23 protein-coding genes are annotated in these 22,287 nt (G+C 70.8%); 15 read left to right on the top strand and 8 right to left on the bottom strand.

What is annotated here, in order from left to right; translation table 11 throughout:
* Positions 1 to 6: 6 nt before the first annotated feature.
* From NUG21_RS01595 to NUG21_RS01615, 5 genes are all read left to right on the top strand, one after another.
* Positions 7 to 1,329: a spinster family MFS transporter gene (locus NUG21_RS01595; RefSeq protein ID WP_263392089.1), complete on the top strand. Its 1,323-nt coding sequence runs from the start codon at positions 7 to 9 to the stop codon at positions 1,327 to 1,329.
* Positions 1,330 to 1,467: 138 nt separating this feature from the next.
* A complete protein-coding gene (locus NUG21_RS01600; protein WP_242081627.1) occupies positions 1,468 to 1,953 on the top strand; it encodes a MarR family winged helix-turn-helix transcriptional regulator in 486 nt (161 codons plus the stop codon).
* 235 nt (positions 1,954 to 2,188) lie between these two features.
* A complete protein-coding gene (locus NUG21_RS01605; RefSeq protein ID WP_263392090.1) occupies positions 2,189 to 3,151 on the top strand; it encodes a SphA family protein in 963 nt (320 codons plus the stop codon).
* Between the two features lie 30 nt (positions 3,152 to 3,181).
* Positions 3,182 to 3,949, top strand: a complete 768-nt coding sequence (locus NUG21_RS01610) for a coniferyl-alcohol dehydrogenase (RefSeq protein ID WP_160946830.1) — start codon at positions 3,182 to 3,184, stop codon at positions 3,947 to 3,949.
* A 37-nt stretch (positions 3,950 to 3,986) separates the two neighbouring features.
* Complete coding sequence (locus NUG21_RS01615) at positions 3,987 to 5,456, top strand: benzaldehyde dehydrogenase (protein ID WP_263392091.1); 1,470 nt, start codon at positions 3,987 to 3,989, stop codon at positions 5,454 to 5,456.
* Between the two features lie 292 nt (positions 5,457 to 5,748).
* On the opposite strand, the gene NUG21_RS01620 is transcribed toward NUG21_RS01615, so the two are convergent.
* Positions 5,749 to 6,648, bottom strand: coding sequence for a helix-turn-helix domain-containing protein (locus tag NUG21_RS01620; RefSeq protein WP_263392092.1), 900 nt, complete (start codon positions 6,646 to 6,648; stop codon positions 5,749 to 5,751).
* Positions 6,649 to 6,741: 93 nt separating this feature from the next.
* Here NUG21_RS01620 and pobA point away from each other — a divergent pair, with 93 nt between their 5' ends.
* The gene (gene pobA, locus NUG21_RS01625; protein WP_263392093.1) at positions 6,742 to 7,920 is read left to right on the top strand and encodes a 4-hydroxybenzoate 3-monooxygenase; all 1,179 of its coding nucleotides are present in this window, start codon (positions 6,742 to 6,744) and stop codon (positions 7,918 to 7,920) included.
* A gap of 225 nt (positions 7,921 to 8,145) precedes the next feature.
* Here the strand turns inward: pobA and NUG21_RS01630 are convergent, their stop codons facing one another.
* Complete coding sequence (locus tag NUG21_RS01630) at positions 8,146 to 8,337, bottom strand: hypothetical protein (RefSeq protein WP_263392094.1); 192 nt, start codon at positions 8,335 to 8,337, stop codon at positions 8,146 to 8,148.
* 29 nt (positions 8,338 to 8,366) lie between these two features.
* Here NUG21_RS01630 and NUG21_RS01635 point away from each other — a divergent pair, with 29 nt between their 5' ends.
* Positions 8,367 to 8,855: a nuclear transport factor 2 family protein gene (locus tag NUG21_RS01635; RefSeq protein WP_160946826.1), complete on the top strand. Its 489-nt coding sequence runs from the start codon at positions 8,367 to 8,369 to the stop codon at positions 8,853 to 8,855.
* Positions 8,856 to 8,944: 89 nt separating this feature from the next.
* Here NUG21_RS01635 and NUG21_RS01640 read toward each other — a convergent pair whose 3' ends face one another.
* From NUG21_RS01640 to NUG21_RS01650, 3 genes are read right to left on the bottom strand one after another with little or no spacing between them, the layout of a single operon-like run.
* Positions 8,945 to 9,928 (bottom strand): PDR/VanB family oxidoreductase, encoded by a 984-nt coding sequence (locus NUG21_RS01640; protein WP_263392095.1) that lies wholly within the window; start codon positions 9,926 to 9,928, stop codon positions 8,945 to 8,947.
* A 56-nt stretch (positions 9,929 to 9,984) separates the two neighbouring features.
* A complete protein-coding gene (locus NUG21_RS01645) occupies positions 9,985 to 10,734 on the bottom strand; it encodes a GntR family transcriptional regulator (protein ID WP_160946824.1) in 750 nt (249 codons plus the stop codon).
* Between the two features lie 32 nt (positions 10,735 to 10,766).
* Positions 10,767 to 11,843, bottom strand: a complete 1,077-nt coding sequence (locus NUG21_RS01650) for an aromatic ring-hydroxylating dioxygenase subunit alpha (RefSeq protein WP_160946823.1) — start codon at positions 11,841 to 11,843, stop codon at positions 10,767 to 10,769.
* Positions 11,844 to 12,171: 328 nt separating this feature from the next.
* On the opposite strand from NUG21_RS01650, the gene NUG21_RS01655 reads away from it, so the two are divergent.
* From NUG21_RS01655 to pcaC, 8 genes are all read left to right on the top strand, one after another.
* The gene (locus NUG21_RS01655; RefSeq protein WP_160946822.1) at positions 12,172 to 12,861 is read left to right on the top strand and encodes a 3-oxoacid CoA-transferase subunit A; all 690 of its coding nucleotides are present in this window, start codon (positions 12,172 to 12,174) and stop codon (positions 12,859 to 12,861) included.
* Positions 12,849 to 13,520 carry a 3-oxoacid CoA-transferase subunit B gene (locus NUG21_RS01660; protein ID WP_184502834.1) on the top strand — a complete coding sequence of 224 codons (672 nt, stop codon included), beginning with the start codon at positions 12,849 to 12,851 and terminating at the stop codon, positions 13,518 to 13,520. The genes NUG21_RS01655 and NUG21_RS01660 overlap by 13 nt, the downstream gene beginning before the upstream one ends.
* Entirely contained in the window at positions 13,517 to 14,725 is a 1,209-nt protein-coding gene (gene pcaF / locus NUG21_RS01665) for a 3-oxoadipyl-CoA thiolase (protein ID WP_263392096.1), read from the top strand. The genes NUG21_RS01660 and pcaF overlap by 4 nt, the downstream gene beginning before the upstream one ends.
* A gap of 86 nt (positions 14,726 to 14,811) precedes the next feature.
* A complete protein-coding gene (gene pcaH / locus NUG21_RS01670; protein ID WP_263392097.1) occupies positions 14,812 to 15,531 on the top strand; it encodes a protocatechuate 3,4-dioxygenase subunit beta in 720 nt (239 codons plus the stop codon).
* Between the two features lie 4 nt (positions 15,532 to 15,535).
* Positions 15,536 to 16,093 (top strand): protocatechuate 3,4-dioxygenase subunit alpha, encoded by a 558-nt coding sequence (gene pcaG, locus NUG21_RS01675; RefSeq protein ID WP_263392098.1) that lies wholly within the window; start codon positions 15,536 to 15,538, stop codon positions 16,091 to 16,093.
* 66 nt (positions 16,094 to 16,159) lie between these two features.
* On the top strand, positions 16,160 to 17,512 hold the full coding sequence (locus tag NUG21_RS01680; RefSeq protein ID WP_263392099.1) for a 3-carboxy-cis,cis-muconate cycloisomerase: 1,353 nt from the start codon (positions 16,160 to 16,162) through the stop codon (positions 17,510 to 17,512).
* 111 nt (positions 17,513 to 17,623) lie between these two features.
* Positions 17,624 to 18,403, top strand: coding sequence for a 3-oxoadipate enol-lactonase (gene pcaD / locus NUG21_RS01685; RefSeq protein ID WP_160946817.1), 780 nt, complete (start codon positions 17,624 to 17,626; stop codon positions 18,401 to 18,403).
* A gap of 40 nt (positions 18,404 to 18,443) precedes the next feature.
* Positions 18,444 to 18,836 (top strand): 4-carboxymuconolactone decarboxylase, encoded by a 393-nt coding sequence (pcaC, locus tag NUG21_RS01690; RefSeq protein ID WP_160946816.1) that lies wholly within the window; start codon positions 18,444 to 18,446, stop codon positions 18,834 to 18,836.
* 242 nt (positions 18,837 to 19,078) lie between these two features.
* On the opposite strand, the gene NUG21_RS01695 is transcribed toward pcaC, so the two are convergent.
* The 3 genes from NUG21_RS01695 to NUG21_RS01705 form a co-directional block, all read right to left on the bottom strand.
* A complete protein-coding gene (locus NUG21_RS01695) occupies positions 19,079 to 19,948 on the bottom strand; it encodes an IclR family transcriptional regulator domain-containing protein (protein WP_242081477.1) in 870 nt (289 codons plus the stop codon).
* Between the two features lie 197 nt (positions 19,949 to 20,145).
* A complete protein-coding gene (locus tag NUG21_RS01700) occupies positions 20,146 to 21,183 on the bottom strand; it encodes an NADPH-dependent curcumin/dihydrocurcumin reductase (RefSeq protein ID WP_263392100.1) in 1,038 nt (345 codons plus the stop codon).
* Positions 21,180 to 22,139, bottom strand: a complete 960-nt coding sequence (locus NUG21_RS01705) for an aldo/keto reductase (protein ID WP_160946813.1) — start codon at positions 22,137 to 22,139, stop codon at positions 21,180 to 21,182. Before NUG21_RS01705 ends, NUG21_RS01700 begins: the two co-directional genes overlap by 4 nt.
* Between the last annotated feature and the right edge of the window lie 148 nt (positions 22,140 to 22,287).

Here is a 22,287-nt window from a genome sequence, read left to right on the forward strand (position 1 = left end):
CTTCCCATGCGCGATCCGCTGCCATCGTCTGCGCCGTACCGCCCGCTGTATGCGTGGTACGTCACCATCGTGCTGTTGCTGGCCTACACGCTGTCCTTCGTCGACCGGCAGATCCTGGGACTGCTGGTGCAGCCGATCAAACGCGACCTGCAGTTGTCCGACTCGGCCTTCAGCCTGGTCCACGGTTTCGCCTTCGCGGTGTTCTACACGCTGATCGGGGTGATGCTGGGCCGCGTCGCCGACCGCCGCAACCGCCGCAACCTGATCGTGCTGGGCGTGGTGGTGTGGATCGCGGCGACCGCGGCCGGCGCCTACGTCACCAGCTTCTTCACCCTGTTCCTGGCGCGGGTGTTCGTCGGCGTCGGCGAGGCCTCGCTGTCGCCGGCGGCGTACTCGATGCTGGCCGACTACTTCCCGCCGGAAAAGCGTGCGCGGGCGATGAGCGTGTACACCTCCGGCGTCTACATCGGCTCGGCGGCGGCGTTCATCGTCGGCGGCCTGGTGATCGCGGCCACCAGCAAGGAGAGCACGGTGGTGTTGCCGCTGCTGGGCAGCTTCCGGCCCTGGCAGGCGGCCTTCATCCTGGTCGCGCTGCCCGGCCTGGCGGTGATCGCGCTGATGGCCACGGTGCGCGAACCGGCGCGGCGCGAGCAGGCCGCGGCGGTGCCGAGCGTGCGCCCGGACCTGCGCCACCTGCGCGACAACGCGCGGGTGTACGTGGCGCTGTTCCTGGCCAACGGGGTGATCGCGATGATCACCTTCGGCATCACCGCCTGGCTGCCGGCCACCTTCATCCGCCGCTGGCAATGGACGCCGGGCGAGATCGGCCCGGCCTACGGCATCATCATCCTCACCTTCGGCATCGCCGGCATGCTGTTCAGCGGCTTCTTCGCCGACCGCCTGGCGGCGCGCGGCAGCCGCGACTCGGCGCTGAAGATCTCGCTGGTCGGGGCCTTGCTGCTGGTGGTCAGCAGTGCGCTGTTCGCGGTGGCACCGGGGCCGTGGCCGGCGCTGGCGGCGATCGCGCTGACCACGTTCGTGCTGGGCATGCCGGTGGCGCTGGCGCCGGCGATCCTGCAGGCGGTCACCCCCAATCGCCTGCGCGGCCAGGTCACCTCGATCTACCTGCTGCTGGTCAACCTGATCGGGCTGGGCCTGGGGCCGTACCTGGTGGCGCTGGGCACCGACCACGTGCTCGCCGACGAGCGCCAGGTCGGCCTGTCGCTGGGCGTGGTGTGCATGGGCGCGGCGCTGCTCGGCGCGCTGTGCCTGTGGACTGCGGCCGCGCCGTACCGGGCGCTGCTGCGGCGCGTGGACGCGGCGTTGTGACCATGCGCGGCCATGCCCCTACAATGCAACGGCGACGGTGTTGCCGGCCGGCGCCGATGGATGCGTGCGCATCCGCCGTGACCTGGTCGCAGGATGCCCCATGCAGGAAGCGCCGTGAGTTCGAAACCCAGTCCCGAGATGTCCAGCAGCGCGTTGCCCGCCGATCCGCACACGGCGGACAGCGTGGACCAGCGGCGCCTGACCAGCCTGATCGGCTATCGCATCACCCGCACCGAACTGCAGGTGCGGCGCCTGTTCCAGGAGTGCGTGCGCGCCTTCGAGTTGAAGCCGGTGGAGTATTCGCTGCTGGTGCTGGTGGACGCCAACCCGGGCATCAACCAGCGCCAGCTGGGCGAGGTGCTCAGCGTGTCGCCGCCGAACCTGGCGATCGTGGTCGCGCGCCTGGTCAAGCGCAAACTGCTGCGCCAGGTGCGCGGGCGCCAGGATCGGCGCATGCAGCACCTGCATCTGACGGCGCCCGGCACGGCGCTGCTGGCGCAGGCCGAAGCCGAAGTGGTGCGCATGGAGCAGCAGCTCAGCACCGCCCTCGGCGCGACCTCGGCACGCGCGCTGCTGCAGGCGTTGGACCGGCTGGACCGGGTGGACGCGCTCGAGCGTCTGTAGCGGTCCTTGTTGCCGCGGCCGGCCAGCGCCGCCCGCCCGTCTTCCTTGTTGATTCCCGACCCGCCGCCAGCGTCCCGCTGACGGCGCGCGTCGCCGCGTGGCCGTGCCCTGTGCGCGGCGGCGCCTGTCCGCGTTCCTTTCCCCCCGCACCCCGTCGTTCTCCTTTCGCTTGGAGTGCTTGCCTGTGACCCGTGTCTGCCACCGTGCTCCCTCGCCGCCGCGTGCCCACGCGCGCGTGTCCCTGCTTGCCTTGCTGACCATCGCCTGCGTCGCCCCGGCGGCCGCGCAATCGGTGCCGCAGAGCGCCACCCTGCCGACCGGCATCAATACCGGCGGTACCAGTTTCTTCGACGGTTTCAGCAAACCCGATCCGGGCTGGACGGCGATCCAGTATCTGCGCCGCTACGACTTCGACGCGATCAAGGATGCGCACGGCGACGACGTGCCGGTGTTCCGGGATCCGCACATCGGCTCCTCGGTGTGGGTCACCCAGGTCGCCTACCTCAGCGACTACAAGCTGTTCGGCGGCTCGCTCGGCATCACCGCGCTGGCCGCGCTGGTCGATCTGGACACCTCGTTCGCGTACGACAGCCCGGTGGCGCTGCGCGACAACGGCCTCGGCCTGGGCGACCTGACCATCGGCCCGTACCTGCAGATGGCGCCGGTGATCCGCGACGGCCGCCCGGTGTTCTCGCAGCGCTTCGAACTGGACGTGCTGGCGCCGATCGGCAAGTTCGACCGCAATCGCGACGTCAACCAGGGCTCGGGTTACTGGTCGGTGCTGCCGAACTGGGCCTTCAGCATCCTGCCCACGCCGCGCTGGGAGATCAGCGGGCGCCTGAACTACCTCTACAACTTCCGCGCCGACAAGGCCTCCAACGTGCCGCAGGGCGATGGCTTCGTGTTCCGCAACGGCCAGGCCGGCGACGCCGCATGGCTCAACTTCGCCAGCTCGCTGGAAGTGGTGAAGGATCTGCACGTGGGCATCAACGGCTACTACCTCAAGCAGTTGCGCGACAACCGCACCAATGGCGAACGCGTCGCCGACAGCAAGCAGACCCAGTTCTATCTCGGCCCCGGCCTGTCGTGGCGGATCGATCAGAAGAACATCTTCAACGCCAATTTCTACATGCCGGTGGAGGTCAAGAACGCGCCTTCCGGCCACAACGTCAACGTCCAGTACGTCCACGTCTTCTGACGCCCAACCCCGCAACGGACACGCGCTGCCATGAACCTGCACAACAAGACCCTCCTCGTCACCGGCGTGGCCTCCGGCATCGGCGCCGAGGTCGCGCGCCTGGCGCGCTTCCACGGCGCCACGGTGATCGGCATCGACCGCCAGCCGGTCAACATGACCCTGCACGGCTTCCACCAGGCCGACCTCGGCGACCCGGCTTCGATCGATGCGCTGGTGGCGCAGTTGCCCGAGCGCATCGACGCGCTGGCCAACATCGCTGGCGTGCCCGGCACCGCGCCGGTGGACGTGGTGGCGAAGGTCAACTACCTGGGCCTGCGCCACCTCAGCCAGGCGCTGCTGCCGCGCATCGTGCCCGGCGGCAGCATCATCAACATCGCCTCGATCCTCGGCGCGGAGTGGCCGCAGCGGCTGGACCTGCACAAGCAGCTGGCCGCCGCCGACAGCTACGCCGCCGGCCACGACTGGCTGGCGGCGCATCCGGTGCCGCAGGACACCTGCTACCAGTACTTCAAGGAAGCGCTGATCGTGTGGACGCTGCTGCGCTCGCGCGACTGGTTCGCCACGCATTCGGTGCGCGTCAACAGCGTCGCGCCGGGCCCGGTGTTCACGCCGATCCTGGGCGATTTCGTCACCATGCTCGGGCCCGAGCGGGTCCAGGCCGACGCCGGCAAGATGAAGCGCCCGGCCTATGCCGACGAAGTCGCCGAGGCGGTGGTGTTCCTGGCCTCCGATGCGGCGCGCTGGATCAACGGCGTCAACCTGCCGGTGGACGGCGGCCTGGCGGCCACCGCCCTCTGAACGACTTCTTCTTCCTCTTTCCACGAGAGCACACAGCATGCACAGCACCGAACCCCTGGCCGCCGCGTCCACCTGGAGCGAGCGCATTTTCAATGGCGAGTGGATCGCCGCCCAGGGCGGCGTCCTCGAGGTGATCGAACCGGGCAGCGGCACGCCGCTGCATCGCGTCGGCCAGGCCAACGCCGCCGACGTGACCGCGGCGGTGGTGCAGGCGCGCGCCGCGCAACGCGCCTGGGCCGCCACGCCGCCGCGTGAGCGTGCGGCCGTGTTCCATCGTGCCGCGCAGGTGCTGCAGCAGCATGCGGCGGCGGCCGCGGCGCTGATCGCCCGCGAGACCGGCGGCATCCTGCCCAAGGGCGAGCACGAGGTGCGCGAGGCGATCGTGCTGCTGCAGCAGGCCGCGGCGATGCCGCTGCAGGCGCAGGGCCAGGTGCTGCCGACCGCGCCGGGCCGGCTGAGCCTGGCGCGGCGCCTGCCGCTGGGCGTGGTCGGGGTGATCTCGCCGTTCAACTTCCCGCTGGTGCTGTCGCTGCGCTCGGTGGCGCCGGCGCTGGCGGTCGGCAATGCGGTGGTGCTCAAGCCCGATCCGCGCACGCCGTACGCCGGCGGCTTCGTCATCGCCGAGGTGCTGCAGCAGGCCGGCCTGCCGAAGGGCCTGCTGCACGTGCTGCCGGGCGGCGCGGATGCTGGCCAGGCCCTGGTCGAGGCGCCGGGCGTGCCGATGATCGCGTTCACCGGCTCCACTGCCGCCGGCCGCCGCATCGGCGAGCTGGCCGGCAAGCACCTGAAGAAGACCGCGCTGGAACTGGGCGGCAAGAATTCGCTGATCGTGCTCGACGATGCCGACCTGGACAAGGCGGTGTCGGCGATCGCCTTCGGCGCCTACTTCCACCAGGGCCAGATCTGCATGGCCACCGGCCGCGTGCTGGTCCAGCGCAGCATCGCCGCCGAGCTGACCCGGCGCCTGGCGGAGAAGGCGCGGCACCTGCCGGTTGGCGACCCGGCCACCGCACACGTGGCGCTCGGCCCGATCATCGACCAGCGCCAGCTGCAGCACGTCAAGGACGTGGTCGATGCCTCGGTGGCGGCGGGCGCCGTGATCGAGGCCGGCGGCACCCACGATGGCCTGTTCTACGCGGCCACGGTGCTGTCGAACGTGCAGCCGGGCATGCCGGCGTTCGAGGAAGAAGTATTCGGCCCGGTCGCCAACGTGATCGCCTTCGACAGCGACGACGACGCGGTGGCGCTGGCCAACCAGACCGAATACGGCCTGTCGGCCGGCATCCTCTCGGCCTCGGTCGGCCGCGCGATGGCGTTGGGCGAACGCCTGCACACCGGCCTGCTGCACATCAACGACCAGACCGTGGCCGACGAAGTCACCAACCCGTTCGGCGGCACCGGCGCCTCCGGCAACGGCACCAGCATGGGCGGCCCGGCCGACTGGGGCCAGTACACGCACTGGCAGTGGGTGACGATCCAGGACAGCGCGCCGCGGTATCCGTTCTGAGGGGATGTTCACCGGGCGCCACATCGGCGCCCGGTGATGCGTGTGGATGCATTGCTCGCAGGAGCGATGTCTGCTCGGTGGCCTGCGGGTTGAGCTACGCGCGGCCAATACGGCGTCGGCCCTGCACTGTGGGAGGGACTTCAGTCCCGACGCCTCTGCGGTGACTCGCCATTGCCGCTGCGTTCGTCGCGGCTGAAGCCGCTCCTACACCGGACGACGCGGGTATCTCCCTGTAAATCCTTGTAGGAGCGGCTTCAGCCGCGACCGGGCCATCTCGACGAACCCCACGCGCTCACCCCTGCGCCCGCTGCCGGAACTGGATCGGCGAACACCCGGCATGCCGGCGGAAGCAGCGGCTGAAATACGCCGCGTCCGCATAGCCCAGCACCGTGGCGAGCTGCTGCACGGTCAACGTGGTGTAGACCAGGCTGCGCCGCGCCTCGAGCATGATCCGGCGCTGCAGCAGTTCCAGCGCCGAGGCACCGGCCAGGCGCCGGCACAGCGTGTTGAGATGGCTGCGGCTCAGCCCGAGCCGGTCGGCATAGCGCGCCAGCGGCCAGTGCTCGCGGTAGTGCGCGTCGATCAGCGCGGTGTAGGCGCGCACGTGGCGCGCGCCGCGGTCGGCATCGTGCGGATCGGCATGCGTCTGCGCCAGCGCGCCGCGCGCGGCCCACAGCAAGGCCTGCGTCGCCAGCGCCTGCAGCATCGGTTCGCGGCCGGGGCGGCGCTGCGCGTGTTCGGCGGCGATGGCGGCGAAGCAGGCGTCCAGCATCGGGTGCTGCTCGCCCGCCGGCAGGCAGGCCGGCCGCGTCAGCGCCTCCTCCAGGCTCGGCCACTGCGCCGCCAGGCGCTGCCGCAGTGGTGCCGACACGGTCACGATATGGCCGCGCACGTTGCGCTGGAAGCGGAAGCCATGCACGCACAGCGGCGGCAACAGCAGCAGGCACGGCCCGCGCAGGCGCTGCTGCGTTCCGTCCAAGTGCAGGCCGGCGCTGCCGCGCTGCAGATACAGCAGTTGCAGCAGGTCGTCGTGGCGGTGCGGGCGGATGTGCCAGTCGTGCAGGCGGCTGCGCGCGGCGATGGATTCCCAGTGCAACAGGTCCGGTGTCTCGCGGTCTCCGGTCTCGCCGTACAGGCGGAAGGCCGGGACCGTGACCGGTGACGTGGCGGCAGCTGAAGCGGTGCGGGGCATCGGCGAAAAGTACCGAAATCGATCGCAATGATCCATGTCCTCGGCACGCCGCAGCCGGAACACTGTGCGTCGGTCCCATCCTTCGGAAGACGCATGCGTACCCAGGTCGCCATCGTCGGCGCCGGCCCGGCCGGGCTGCTGCTCGGACAGTTGCTGCACGGCCACGGCATCGACACCGTCATCGTCGAGCGGCAGACGCCCGAGCACGTGCTGTCGCGGATCCGCGCCGGCGTGCTGGAACAGGGCACCGCCGACCTGCTGTGCGCCGCCGGTGCCGGCGCGCGCATGCAGCGCGAAGGCATCGTCCACCATGGCTTCGAGCTGGCGCTGGAGCAGCGCCGCGAACGCATCGAACTGAGCGCGGCGACCGGCGGCCGTGCGGTCACCGTCTACGGCCAGACCGAAGTGACCCGCGACCTGATGGACGCACGCCGCGCCGCCGGCGCCACCACCCTCTATTCCGTCGAGGATGTGCAGCTGCACGACATCGACGGGCGGCAGCCCTGGCTGCGCTTCGTGCACGACGGCGCCGCGCAGCGCCTGGACTGCGACTACGTGGTCGGCTGCGACGGCTTCCACGGGGTCAGCCGCCGCGCCATCCCGGCCGAGGTGCTGCGCGTGTACGAGCGGGTCTATCCGTTCGGCTGGCTGGGCGTGCTGGCGGACACCCCGCCGGTGGCCGACGAACTGATCTATGCGCGCAACGCGCGCGGCTTCGCGCTGTGCAGCATGCGCTCGCCCACCCGCACCCGCTACTACGTGCAGGTGCCGGCGGACGAGCGGGTCGAGGACTGGTCGGACGAGCGTTTCTGGGACGAACTGCGCCGCCGCCTGCCCGACGACGTGGCGCAGGCGCTGGTCACCGGCCCCTCGCTGGAGAAGAGCATCGCGCCGCTGCGCAGCTACGTCGCCGAGCCGATGCAGTACGGCCGCCTGTTCCTGGCCGGCGATGCCGCGCACATCGTGCCGCCGACCGGCGCCAAGGGCCTGAACCTGGCCGCCGGTGACGTCGGTCTGCTCGCGCAGCTGTTCGCGCAAGCGCAGCAAGAGCACAGCGACGCGCCGCTGCAGCGCTATTCGGAACTGGCCTTGCAACGCGTGTGGAAGGCCGAGCGCTTCTCCTGGTGGATGACCACGATGCTGCATCGCTTCCCGGACGAGGACGCGTTCAGCCGCCGCCTGCACGATGCGGAACTGGACTACCTGCTCGGCAGCGCGGCCGGCCGCGCGACCATCGCCGAGAACTACGCGGGACTGCCGTTGGCGGTTTAGAGCGGGGATTGGGGAGTCGGGATTGGGGATTTGCCACGCGGGTCCCAGTCCCTCTTCGCATGTTGATCGCGCCCGTCTCCGCTTTCTTCCAATCCCCAATCCCGAATCCCCGCTCTCGACAGAAGAGTCGTCGATCATCGCAATCGATGATGGCGATCAAACGAGCCGGTGGATGATGGTGCGGACCGTCAACGCGTCGCTGCGCCATGCGCTGCATACGCACATTTAGGTGCGTGTTACTTCGCCATTTCTGAGGTCGAGGTAATTGTGGCGATTCTCCCAGACCAGGAAAAAAGCCGGTAAATCCGCGTGTTTTCCGCGGTTTCCTGCGTTGCGCAGGCCGTGCGCGTTGCTACGCTGCAGTCGCGCCGGTGCCATCGCTGCCGCGCATCGCGGCAGCGCGTCGTCATCGCGCATTTCCCTGTTCCCCCATCGGAGAGTCTTCCATGAAGATCCGCTTTCAGGCCTGCCTGCTGGCGCTGCTGCTTGCGCTCCCCGCCGCGTCCGCGTTCGCGCAGACCGCGGTCACCGCCAATCCCAACCACGCGCAGCTGCTGCACGGCGAGGACTGGCGCACCACCGCCAACAAGCGCCTGGTCTACGACTTCTGGCGCATCGTATTCGAAGCCGGGCACACCGAATATGCGCCGCTGTACATGGCCAAGGACTACATCCAGCACAACCCGAATGTGGCCAACGGCCGCGATGCGTTCCTGGCGTTCCTGACCTCCTTCGTCAAGCCGACGCCGATCCAGCCGCGCGTGCAGTTGCCGCTGGTGGCGATCCTGGCCGAGGGCGACTACGTGACCCTGGTGTCGGTGCGCACGCTGCCCGATCCCAAGGACGCCAGCAAGACCTACACCACCACCTGGTTCGACATGTTCCGCATCCAGAACGGCAAGATCCAGGAGCATTGGGACGCGGCGACCAAGTGAGGTCGCGTCGCGCGCGTTGATCGCTGGCAGGTACCGTCCACCCGCGTGGACGGCGCCTGCGCGCGCTGAGAGGGGAATGCGCGCAGGCGTCAGAACGCGTCGGCGCGGTAGCCCGTGTCGATGCTGAGGCTGCCGCCGAGCGCGCGCGAGACGCAGGCGCACAGCTTGCGGTTGCTGTGGCGCTGCTCGTCGCTGAGGAACACGTCGCGATGGTCCAGCGGCGCGGCGGCTTCCAGCACCTCGACCACGCACAGGCCGCATTCGCCGCGGCGGCAGTCGGCCATGACTTCTACGCCGGCCGCGCTCAGCGCATCCAGCAGCGACTCGTTCTCGGCGACCTGCACGGTCTTGCCCAGCGCCGGCACCTGCACCACGAACGGCTGCGCCGGTGCGTTGCCGCTGTTGCCGAAGGTCTCGAAATGCAGGCGCGCGCGGGCGCGGCCGTCGTCGCGCCAGCGTTGCCGCAGTTCGTGCAGCAACGGCAGCGGGCCGCAGGCGTAGACGTCGGCGTTGCGCGGCCATTGCGCGATCTGCGCGGCCAGCTCGAGTTGGCCCAGATGCTCCGGGCAGAACAGCTGCAGGCGCTCGCCAAGCAGCTCCTGCAGATGCTCCAGGTAGGCCATGCTGGCGCGGCTGCGGCCGGCGTAGAGCAGTTGGAACGGGATGCGCCCGCGCGCCAGCCGTTGCGCCATGCCCAGGATCGGGGTGATGCCGATGCCGCCGGCGACCAGCACGATGTGCTCGGCGGTCTCGTCCAGGGCGAAATGGTTGTTGGGCGAGGAGATCTCCAATTGCGCACCCGGCGCTAGCGCCCACATCGCGCGCGAACCGCCGCGGCTGTCTGGCACCGCGCGCACGGCGATGCGGTAGTGGCCATCGGCGGCAGGCTCGCCGACCAGCGAATAGGAGCGCTCGTGCCAGGCGTCACCGATGCGCACGCGCACGTCGAGATGGCTGCCCACGGTGAAGGGGCGGCTGGCGCTGCCCGGATCGAGCACGATCTCGCGTACGTCCTGGCACGGCGTGGCAACGGCGACGACGCGGGCGATGGTCCACTGGGTGTCTTTGCGCATGGCGGGGTCCGGCAGGCGGGGAAGGGGAGGGGAGGCGGGTACGACGCGCGCCGCGATCAGGCGGGCGGGCGGCGCCGCAGCAGGCGGCTGCCGGGAATCTGGCCCAGCGCGTTCTGGTCGTGCAGGGCGTGGTGGGCGTTGCGCTGCGCCAGCCGCGCGTGTTCGCGCATCAGCGCTTCGGCGCGCGCGCCTTCGCGGCGCACGATCGCGTCCAGCACCTGGCGGTGCTGGTCCTGCGCGATCGACAGCACGGTGGCAGCCTGGGCGCGTTCGAGCACGAAGCTGCTGGGCGAGGCGAACGGCAGCTGCGTCACCCGCGCGAACTCGCGCGACAACAGCGCGCTGCCGGCCATCTCGAACAGCAGCGCGTGCAACTGCGCGTTGCAGTCGACATAGTGGGCGAAGGCCTGCTCGCTCAGCGGTCGCGGCGCCAGCACCGCGTCGATCCGGGCCAGCAGCGCCTGCGCCTGCGCCAGCAGTGCCGGATCGGCGCCACGTTCGGCGGCGCGCCGCGCCGCCAGGCCTTCCAGGGTGCCGCGCAGTTCGATGGCATCGTCCACGTCGCGCTCGTCGAATGCCTGCACCGCGTAACCGCCGCCCCGCAGCGGCTGCACCAGGCCTTCCTCGGCGAGCCGCTGCAGGGCGGCGCGCACCGGCGTGCGCGAGGCGCCCAGGCGCTCCACCAGGGCGACCTCGGACAGGCGTTCGCCGGCGGCCAGCTCGCCGGCCAGGATCAGTTCGCGCAGTTCCAGCAGCGCGCGGGTGGTCTGTGCGGCGCTGGAGCGGAACGGATGCGCGGCGGGCATGGCGGGTTCCTGTGCGACAGGGCGGGGCGGGCTCAGCCGACCATGCGCAGCTGCAGGTCCTGGTTGCGCTGCTCGGCGGCGACCATGCGCTCGATCAGGCGCCGCGCCCACATGCCGCCAGCATCGACGTTGAGGTTGTAGAACACGTGGTCCGGGTGCGCGTCGATGGCGCGCTGCTGCGCTTCCAGCACCAGTTCGTCCTCGCCGAACACACCGCTGACGCTGTCGCGCAGGCGCGTGGTGATCGACTGCTCGTGCAGCGAATGGTTGCGCGCGAACGCCCAGAAGTAGTGGCAGGTGCGGTCGGTTTCCGGAGTAATGGTGTTGAGCACGTAGCCGTTGACGCCGCGCGAGCGGTCGCCCTGCGGCGCGCCGCTGCCGGCCACCGCCACGCCGACATCGATGGCGATGGTGCACGGCGCCTCGAAACGGATGATCTGCCAGCGGTCGACCTTGCCGCGGTAGCCGTGCGCGTGTTCGATCTGCCAGGCCCAGAACGGCGGCGGGTCGATGTCGAGCATCCAGCGCGAGACCACCGTGCTGCGTTCGCCGTGGACCACGTCGAACGGCGCCTCGGCGACCTCGTCCTGGCCGATGCTGGAGCCGTGCACGAAGGTCTCGTGGGTCAGATCCATCAGGTTGTCCAGCACCAGCCGGTAGTCGCATTTGACGTGGATGGTGCGGCCGTCGCCGGCCCAGGCCGGGTCGTCGTTCCAGTGCAGGTCCGGCACCAGCGCCGGATCGGCCAGCGCCGCATCGCCCGGCCACACCCAGACGTAGCGGTGCCGCTCCACGGTGGGGAAGCGGCGCACGCAGGCGGACGGATTGATGGTGTCCTGCGAGGGCATGTGCACGCAGCGCCCGTTCGCGTCGTAGACAAGGCCGTGGTAGCCGCAGACCACGTCGTCGCCGCGCAGCCGGCCCATCGACAACGGCACCAGGCGATGCCAGCAGGCGTCCTCGAGCGCGGCGACGCGGCCGCTGCTGGTGCGGTACAGCACGATGTCCAGATTGCACACCTTGCGCGGCAGCAGCGCGTGCTTGACCTCGTGATCCCAGGCGATGGCGTACCAGGCATTGAGCGGAAATGCCGGAGCGGACGACTGCATGGCGGCGACCTCGATTGTGTATACAACAGGCTGGGGAAAGATCCTTGCGTGTTGCGGGCGAATGGCGGACTTGCACTGCCATCGCACCGTCGCCCGATGCGGGACGACGGCCCAATGTATACAACAGGGACGAGGCGGCGCGCCGTTGCCGCATCGTTAAATTGTTCGTTTATCGAACTATGCATCCGATAATCGGATTGACCGCCCGCCGGAGCGGGCCTAACGTGGCCTCCCGAAGCGACCTGGAGGAGGATGTCGTGGCACACCCCGTAATGCGCCTGCGCCCCTGTGCGCTGCGCCCCCGGCCGGCGACGGCGGAGCGGCGCCGATGATCGACAAGACCATGGCCTCGTGCGCCGCCGCCGTGGCCGACATCCACGATGGCGCCACGGTGATGATCGGCGGTTTCGGCACCGCGGGCATGCCCGATGCGCTGATCGACGCGCTGATCGCACAGGGCGCGCGCGAACTCACCATCGTCAACAACAATGCCGGCAACGGCGAGACCGGGCTGGCCGCGCTGATCAAGCACAAGCGCGTGCGCAAGATCGTGTGTTCGTTCCCGCGGCAGAGCGATTCGCAGCACTTCGACGCGGCCTACCGCGCCGGCGAGCTGGAACTGGAACTGGTGCCGCAGGGCAACCTGGCCGCGCGCATCCACGCCGCCGGCAACGGCCTGGGCGCGATCTTCACCCCCACCGGCTACGGCACCGAACTGGCCGCCGGCAAGGAGACCCGCGAGATCGACGGCCGCCACTACGTGCTGGAGTATCCGATCCGCGCCGACTTCGCGCTGATCAAGGCCTACCGCGGCGATCGCTGGGGCAACCTGGTGTACCGCAAGACCGCGCGCAACTTCGGCCCGCTGATGGCGATGGCCGCGACCTGCGCGATCGTGCAGGTGGACACGGTGGTGGAGCTGGGCGCGCTGGATCCGGAAGCGGTGGTGACCCCGGGCATCTTCGTGCAACGGCTGGTGGCGGTGAGCGCCACGCGGGAGGACGCATGCACGCATTGAGCAGCCGCGGCATCGACCGCAATGCGCTGGCCGCGCGGGTGGCGCGCGACATCCCCGAGGGCGCCTACGTCAACCTGGGCATCGGCCTGCCGACCGCGGTGGCCAACTTCCTGCCGGCGGACAAGGAAATCTTCCTGCACAGCGAGAACGGCCTGCTCGGCATGGGGCCGGCGCCGCCGCCGGGGCAGGAGGACCTGGACCTGATCAACGCCGGCAAGCAACCGGTGACGCTGTTGACCGGCGGCTGCTATTTCCACCACGCCGACTCGTTCGCGATGATGCGCAGCGGGCGCCTGGACGTGTGCGTGCTCGGTGCGTTCCAGGTGTCGGTGCACGGCGACCTGGCCAACTGGAGCACCGGCGCGGCCGATGCCATCCCCGCGGTCGGCGGCGCGATGGACCTGGCGATCGGTGCCAAGCAGGTCTACGTGATGATGGAACTGCTGACCAAGCGCGGCGAACCGAAGCTGGTGAACGCCTGCAGCTATCCGTTGACCGGGCTGCGCTGCGTGTCGCGGGTGTATACCGACCTGGGCGTGTTTGCGCTGGGGCCGGACGGCGCGCGCGTGCTCGAACTGGTCGCCGGCGTGAGCCTGGACGACCTGCGCCAGGCCACCGGGCTGGCGCTGACCCTGGCCGATTCCACGGAGGCGGCATGAACGAGGCCTACATCATCGACGGCGTCCGCACGCCGATCGGCCGCTACGGCGGCGCCCTGGCCGGGGTGCGTGCGGACGATCTCGGCGCGGTGCCGCTGCAGGCGCTGCTGGCGCGGCATCCGCAGTTGGATCCGGCGCGCATCGACGACGTCTACCTGGGCTGCGCCAACCAGGCCGGCGAGGACAACCGCAACGTGGCACGCATGAGCCTGCTGCTGGCGGGCCTGCCGTTCAGCGTGCCGGGCAGCACGGTCAACCGCCTGTGCGGCTCGGGCCTGGATGCCATCGGCACCGTCGCGCGCGGCATCCGCGCCGGCGAGTTGGACCTGGCCATCGCCGGCGGCGTGGAGTCGATGTCGCGCGCGCCGTGGGTGATGGGCAAGGCCGAGAGCGCCTTCGCCCGCAACCAGCAGCTCGAGGACACCACCATGGGCTGGCGCTTCGTCAATCCGAAGATGCAGCAGCGCTATGGTGTGGAGTTGATGGGCGAGACCGCCGAGAACGTGGCCGCGCGCCACGGCATCTCGCGCGAGGACCAGGACGCCTTCGCGCTGCGCAGCCAGCAGCGTACCGCCGCCGCGCAGGCGGCCGGTTTCTTCGACGGCGAGATCGTGCCGGTGACCGCCCCGGGTAGGAAGCGCGGCGAGACCATCGAGGTCGGTGTCGACGAACATCCGCGCGCCGACACCACGCCCGAGGCCCTGGCCAGGCTCAAGCCGATCTTCCGCCAGCCCGGTACGGTCACCGCCGGCAACGCCTCGGGCATCAACGACGGCGCCGCCGCGCTGCTGCTGGCCAGCGCCGCGCAGGTGCAGGCGCTGGGCCTGACCCCGCGCGCGCGCGTGCTGGGCTTCGCCAGCGCCGGCGTGGAGCCGGCCTACATGGGCATCGGTCCGGTGCCGGCCACGCGCAAGCTGCTGGCGCGGCTGGAGCTGTCCATCGGCGACTTCGATGCGATCGAACTCAACGAAGCCTTCGCCGCGCAGGGCCTGGCCTGCCTGCGCGAACTCGGCGTCGCCGACGATGCCGCGCACGTCAACGCCAACGGTGGCGCGATCGCGCTCGGCCACCCGCTCGGCATGAGCGGCGCGCGCCTGGCCCTGACCCTGTTGCGCCAGCTCGAGGCCACGGGTGGCCGCCGCGGGCTGGCGACCATGTGCATCGGCGTCGGCCAGGGCGTGGCGCTGGCGATCGAGCGGCTGTAGCCGCTCGCCCCATCGACGCTGCGCCCCGCACGCCTGCATCATCCTTCCAGCCAACCGGCTCCGCGCGGAGCCAGCGAGACCGCACGATGCGCGACGACACCCCCCTCGATCCCCTGCTCGGCTATCGCCGCCCGTACCCCGGGACGCAGCCGGCCTATCTGCATCCGCCCTACGCCTCCACCGGCGCGCGCGGCCCGACCCGCGATCCGATCGCGATCCCGCTGACCCTGTCCGAGGCCACCGGCCCGACCCTGGACCGCACCACCCTGGGCGCACATGCCGCCGATCTCACCGCCGGCTTCCCCGGCGCGCCGCTGGGCGAGCGCATCATCGTCAGCGGACGCCTGCTCGACGAGAACGGCAAGCCGGTGCGCCACAGCGTGGTCGAGGTCTGGCAGTGCAATGCCGCCGGCCGTTACCTGCACGCCGGCGACCAGCACGATGCGCCGCTGGATCCCAACTTCACCGGTACCGGCCAGGTGCTGACCGACGACCACGGCCGCTACCGCTTCACCACCATCAAGCCCGGCGCGTATCCGTGGCGCAACCACTACAACGCCTGGCGCCCGGCGCACATCCATTTCTCGCTGCACGGCGACGGCATCGGCCAGCGCCTGGTCACGCAGATGTATTTCCCCGGCGATCCGCTGCTGGCGTTCGACCCGATCTTCAACTGCGTGGAGGATCCCAAGGCGCGCGAGCGCATGGTCTCCACGTTCGACTGGGAGAACACCGCCAACGAGTTCGCGCTGGGCTACCGTTTCGACATCGTCCTGCGCGGACGCAAGCAGACCCCTTGGGAGTGAGGCGATGAGTTTCCAGGCAACCCCTTCGCAGACGGTCGGCCCCTACTACCGGATCGGGCTGGAGCCGCTGTACCGCACCGAGATCGCGCCGGCGCAGGCGCAGGGCACCCATGTGGAGATCGCCGGCAGCGTGTTCGACGGACATGGCGTGCCGGTCGGCGATGCGCTGCTGGAAATCTGGCAGGCCGATGCCGCCGGCATCTACGATCATGCCGCCGATCCGCGCCGCGGCGAACACGATCCCGCCTTCCACGGCTGGGGCCGGGTGCCGACCGACGTGCAGGGCCGCTTCGCCTTCCGCACGGTCAAGCCCGGGCGCGTCGCCGGGCCCAAGGGCCTGCAGGCGCCGCACCTGGTGGTGCTGGTGTTCATGCGCGGCCTGCTGCGCGCCGCGCCGACGCGGCTGTACTTCGGCGACGACGACCTGAACGGCGATGCGATCCTGGCGCAGGTGCCGGCCGAGCGCCGCGCCACCCTGATCGCGCAACCGATGGCGTCCAACCGCTACCAGTGGGACGTGCGCATGCAGGGCGAGCACGAGACCGTGTTCTTCCGCTACTGAGCGCGGCGACATCCCGCACAGTCCGCAGCGGTTACGCTGCATGATCTCTCCACCGCATACGAACCGATGAGCGTCTCCGAGTCCCTGTTGCGTCCGCTGTTCGGCGATCCGGCCGTCGATGCACTATTCGATGACCGCGCGCGCCTGCAGGCCATGCTCGACGTGGAAGCGGCGCTGGCACGCGCGCAGGCGCGCTGCGGAGTGATCCCGGCCAGCGCGGTGGCGCCGATCGCCGCCGCCTGCGATGCCGCGCGCTACGACGTGGCCGCGCTCGCCGCCGCCACCGCGCTGGCCGGCAATCCGGCGATCCCGCTGGTCAAGGCGCTCACCGCGCAGGTTGCCGCCGCCGATGAGGACGCCGCGCGCTGGGTGCACTGGGGCGCGACCAGCCAGGACATCATCGACAGCGGCGCGGTGCTGCAGCTGCGCGCCGCGCTCGACCGTGTGGAGGCGCAACTGGACGCGCTGTGCGCGGCGCTGGCGGCGTTGGCGCAGCGCGAGCGCGACACCGGCCTGCCCGGACGCACCTTGCTGCAGCAGGCGGTGCCGGTGACCTTCGGGCTGAAGGCCGCGGGCTGGCTGGACGCGCTGCAGCGCAGTCGTCGGCGCCTGCAGGCGCTGCGCGAGGATGCGCTGGTGCTGCAGTTCGGCGGCGCCGCCGGCACCCTGGCCGCGCTGCAGTCGCAAGGCCTGGCGGTGGCCGAGGCGCTGGCGGCGGAGTTGCGCCTGCCGCTGCCGGCGCTGCCCTGGCATGCGGCGCGCGACCGGATCGGCGAGATCGGCGCGGCGTTCGCGCTGCTCGCCGGCAGCCTCGGCAAGATCGGCCGCGACGTCGCCCTGCTGATGCAGTCGGAAGTGGCCGAGGCCTTCGAACCCGCCGCGGCGGGCAAGGGGGGTTCCTCGGCGATGCCGCACAAGCGCAATCCGGTGGGCTGCGTGGTCGCGATCGCCGCGGCCACGCGCGCACCGGGCCTGCTCGCGACCCTGTTCGCGGCGCTGCCGCAGGAACACGAACGCGCGGTCGGCGGCTGGCATGCCGAATGGGAGACCCTGCCGGAACTGGTGCGCCTGAGCGCCGGCAGCCTCGCCCAGGTGCGGGTGCTGGCCGAGGGCCTGGAACTGGACCGTGCGCGCATGGCCGCGCATCTGGACAGCCACGGCGGCCTGCTCTACGCCGAGGCGGTGGCGGTGACTCTCGCCGCCCAGCTGGGCAAGGCTGCCGCGCACGCGCTGGTGGAAACGGCGGTGCGTCGTGCGCTGGCCACGCAGCAGCACCTGCGCGCGGTGCTGGCCGAGGAGCCACAGGTGACCGCGGTGCTGGCGCCGGCGCAACTGGATGCGCTGTTCGCTAGCGATAGCTGGCGCGGCATGGCCGCGGTGTGGATCGAGCGCGTGCTCGCCGCGCAGTCGCGCGGGTGAGGCGCCGCGCCGTGCCTGTCTGCCGCAGTGTCGGCGACACGTTCTAGACTTGCCGGTGCCGCGCGGTTTGCTGCGCGACGGCCCAATCCCCTCTCCAAGCGAGCGCCGACCATGCCGATCCTCGACCTGCCCACGCATCGTCTGCATTACCGCATCGACGGCAGCGAAGGCCGTCCGTGGCTGACCCTGTGCAATTCGCTCGGCACCGACCTGCACATGTGGGACGCGCAGATCGCGGCGCTGGCGCCGCATTTCCGCGTGCTGCGCTACGACCGCCGCGGCCACGGCGCTTCCACCGCCGCGCCCGCACCGTACGCCATGGCCGATCTCGGCGGCGACGTGGTGGCGCTCTGGGATGCACTGTCGATCGAACGCAGCCACTTCTGCGGCCTGTCGATCGGCGGGCTGACCGGGCAGTGGCTGGGCCTGCACGCCGGCGAGCGCCTGCTCAGCCTCACCCTGTGCGCCACCGCGGCCAGGATCGGCAGCGCCGAAAGCTGGCAGGCGCGCATCGATCAGGTCCGCGCCGAGGGCCTGGCGCCGCTGTGCGAAGGCACCCGCACGCGCTGGTTCACCCCGGCCTTTGCCGAGGCGCAGCCGGGTACCGTCGAGGCGATCCTGGAGAGTTTCCGCGCCACCGACGCGCAGGCCTACATCGGCTGCTGCCAGGCGCTGGCCGAGGCCGACTTCCGTGCGCGCCTGGGCGAGATCCGCGTGCCGGTGCTGGCCGTGGCCGGGCACGACGATCCGGTGTGCCCGCCGACCGAGTTGCAGGCCATCGCCGCGCAGGTGGCACAGGGCGAGTATGCCGAGGTGCATGGCCGCCACCTGTGCAACGTGGAGTCGCCGCACGCCTTCAACGACGCGCTGCTGCGCTTCCTGTTGCAGTAGATCGCGCTCGCCTTTTCCCCACGTTCCAGGAGTTGCCCCGATGCACGAGAACGAACGCTACGCCGCCGGCCTGCAGGTGCGCCGCGCGGTGCTCGGCGATGCCCACGTCGACCGCTCGCTGGCCGCGCGCACGCCGTTCACCGAGGAATTCCAGGAGTTCATCACCCGCACCGCCTGGGGCACGGTATGGACCCGCGAGGGCCTGCCGCGGCACACGCGTTCGCTGCTGACCCTGGCGATGATGGTGGCCCGCGGCCACGACGAGGAGTTCAAGCTGCACGTTCGCGCCGCGCGCAACAACGGCGTCAGCGCCGACGAGATCAAGGAAGTGCTGCTGCAGGCCGCGATCTATTGCGGCGTGCCCGCGGCCAACCACGCCTTCGCCCTGGCCGCGCCGATCCTGGCCGAGCAGGCCGCCGAAGCGGCGGACTGAGCGCGGGCGCCGCTGCCGCGGCAGGATGATGGCGCCTGCGGTTTAGCGCCGACTCGTCGCAAGCGGCACGCAGTGTGCCTGCTGTCTGTCCTGCGACGGGTGCCTCGCGCAAGCCAGATCCGCGCGCGCTTCGCGCCCCGTACCCTCACCCCAACCCCTCTCCCGGAGGGAGAGGGGCTTTCCCTTCGCCCCACCGGGGACCACGGCCCTTCGGGGAAGCTGCCCCGCAGGGCGGATGAGGGTCAGTCCAGCACGCGGCTCAACTGCTGCGCCGCGTGGCGCAGTGCCGGCAACACCGTGCTCTGCAGGCTGCCCAGGGTCATCCGCGCCACCGAGCTGCCGACATTGAGCGCGGCCACCACGCGGTCCTGGCGGTTGCGCACCGGCACCGCCACCGAGCGCAGGCCGATCTCCAGTTCCTGGTCGACGACCGCATGGCCGTCGCGCTGCACGCGTTCGAGCAGCGCCTGGAACTGCGCACGGTCGGTGACGGTACGTTCGGTGCGCGGGCGCAGCGGATTGCGGTCCAGGTAGCTGTTCAAGGTGTCGCCCGGCTGCGCCGCCAGCAGCACCCGGCCCATCGAGGTGCAGTAGGCGGGCAGGCGGCTGCCGGCGCGCAGGCCGATCGACATGATCCGCACGGTTTCCGCGCGCGCCACGTACAGCAGGTCGTCGCCATCGAGCACGCCCAGCGAGCAGGACTCGTGCAGGTCGTCGCGCAGCGCATCCAGCACCGGCTGCGCCGCCACCGACAGGGCGGCGGTGGACAGGTAGCCGCTGCCGATGCCCAGTGCGCGCGGCAGCAGCACGTAGCCGCGGCCGTGGGTGCCGGCGTAGCCCAGCTTCTCCAGCGTGTACAGCACGCGCCGAACCGCCGCGCGCGGGATGCCGGTGTCGGCGCTGAGCTGGGCCATGCTGACGTCGCGGCTGTGCTGGCCGAAGGCGCTGAGCACGGCCAGGCCGCGCGCCAGCGAGGTCATGAAGTTCGGGTCGCCTTCGCACTCGCCGATGCGCCGCATCAGCTCCGCGGCCAGGCCGCGCTCGGGCGGGGTGGGGGCGGTGGCGGCACGCGCGGTGCGGCGTGCGCGAGGGGGACGCGGGGAATCGGACATGGAAGCGGCGGCGGCGGCAATGCGTCCGATGGTAGTGGCTGCATCCGCGGGCGTCGATGCCGCGGTGCGCGCGAGGGCCGCAATCCACCCTGTAGCGGATGAACCCCATGCGTCTCGTAGGAGCGGCTTCAGCCGCGACCGGGCGTTCCCATGGAAGCCCGGTCGCGGCTGAAGCCGCTCCTACGGGACATCTCGCCTCAGTCGCCCAACCGCACCACCAGCTTGCCGAAGTTGCCGCCGCTGAGCATGTCGATGAAGGCCTGCGGGGCGTTCTCCAGCCCGTCCACCACGTGTTCGCGATAGCGCACACGGCCCTCGGCCAGCCACGCGCCCATCTCGCGCAGGAACTCCGGGTACAGCTTGACGAAGTCGCCGACGATGAAGCCGCGCAAGGTCAGGCGCTGGCGCAGCACCTGGCCCATCAGCGCCGGCAGCCGGTCCGGCCCCGGCGGCGGGGCGCCGTTGGCGTTGTAGGTGGCGATGGTGCCGCACACCGGCACCCGCGCGAAGTCGTTGAGCAGTGGCAGCACGGCATCGAACACGTGGCCGCCGACGTTCTCGAAGTACACGTCGATGCCGTCGCTCGCGGCGGCGCGCAACTGCTCGGCGAAGTCCTTGGCGCGGTGGTCCAGGGCCACGTCCACGCCCAGTTCCTCGCGCAGGTAGCGGCATTTCTCCGCGCCCCCGGCGATGGCGATCACCTTCGCCCCACGCAGCCTGGCGATCTGCGCCACCGTCGCGCCGACCGGGCCGGTGGCCGCGGCCACCGCGACGGTCTCGCCGGGCTGCGGCTTGCCGATCTCGTGCAGGCCGGCATAGGCGGTGAAGCCGGGCATGCCGTACACGCCGAGCGCGGTGCTCGGCGGCAGCGGCGAGTCGCGATCGAGCTTGCGCCGCAGGCTGGCGCCGTCGACGACCAGATGGGTCTGCCAGCCGCCGTTCTGCACCAGCACCAGATCGCCCGGCGCGTGGTCGGGGGAATTGGATTGCAGCACCTCGGCCACGGTGCTGCCGACCATGGTCTCGCCCAGCTGCACCGGCGGCGCGTAGGACGGCGCATCGCTCATGCGCCCGCGCATGTACGGGTCCAGCGACAGCCAGCGGTTGCGCAGCAGCACCTGGCCCGGGCCAGGTGGCGCCAGCGGCGCCTGCTCGGTGCGGAAGTTGTCGGTGCCCGGCGCGCCCTGCGGGCGCGAGGCGAGCACGATACGGGTGGTCTGGGTGGGGGCGGTCATGCGGTTTCCTCACTTGCGGTATTCAATTGCGCGATGTCTTCGGCCGACAGCTGCAGGCGCGCGGCGGCGAGCAGGTCCTGCAACTGGTCCAGGCTGGTCGCGCTGGCGATCGGCGCGACGATGCCGGGCCGCGCCATCAACCAGGCCAGCGCCACCTGCGTGGGCGTGGCGGCATGCTTGCCGGCGATGTCGTCCAGCGCGGCGAGGATGCGCAGGCCGCGCGCGTTGAGATAGCGCGCGACCACGCTGGCGCCGCGTGCCTGGCTCTTGCCGGCGTCTTCGGCGCGGCGGTATTTGCCGCTGAGGAAGCCGCTGGCCAGCGCGTAGTAGCACAGCACGCCCAGGCCCTGTTCGCGCACCAGCGGCTCCAACTCGGCCTCGTAGCCGGCGCGGTCGTACAGGTTGTACTCCGGCTGCAGCGTCTCGTAGCGGGGCAGGCCGTACTGCGCGGAGACGTTCAATGCCTCGCGCAGGCGCGCGGCGTTGTAGTTGGAGGCGCCGATCGCGCGCACCTTGCCCTGTTCGATCAGCCGCCCGAACGCCGCCAGCGTCGCTTCCAGCGGTACCGAATCGTCGTCTTCGTGCGCCTGGTACAGATCGATGACGTCGGTCTGCAGGCGCTGCAGCGAGTCCTCTGCGGCAGCGGCGATGTTGTCGGCGGACAGGCCCGGGCGCTCGGCCCACTTGCCGACCTTGGTCGCGATCAGCACCTTGTCGCGCTTGCCGCTGCGCTTGAGCCACTGCCCGATCAGCGTTTCCGATTCGCCGCCGTGGTTGCCGGGCACCCAGGCCGAGTAGATGTCGGCGGTGTCGATGAGGTTGCAGCCGGCCTCGACGAAGGCGTCGAGCAGGGCGAAGGAGGTCTTGGCGTCGGCGCTCCAGCCGAACACGTTGCCGCCGAACGCCAACGGTGCCGCATGCAGGCCGGAGCGGCCGAGTTCGCGCGTGTGCAGCATGGAAAACGCTCCACTGTGGGGAAAGGCGACAGGATAGTCGCCAGGGGTTTGGCAACCGTCAAATGCTCGCGAAAACAGCGTTCCGCCAGCGTGATCCGCGCTAACGGGAGTGCAACATTCGGCCTTGCCGGGTCGCATGCTAGGCTCG

Source organism: Xanthomonas sp. CFBP 8445 (genome assembly GCF_025666235.1).
Lineage (GTDB): Bacteria > Pseudomonadota > Gammaproteobacteria > Xanthomonadales > Xanthomonadaceae > Xanthomonas_A > Xanthomonas_A indica.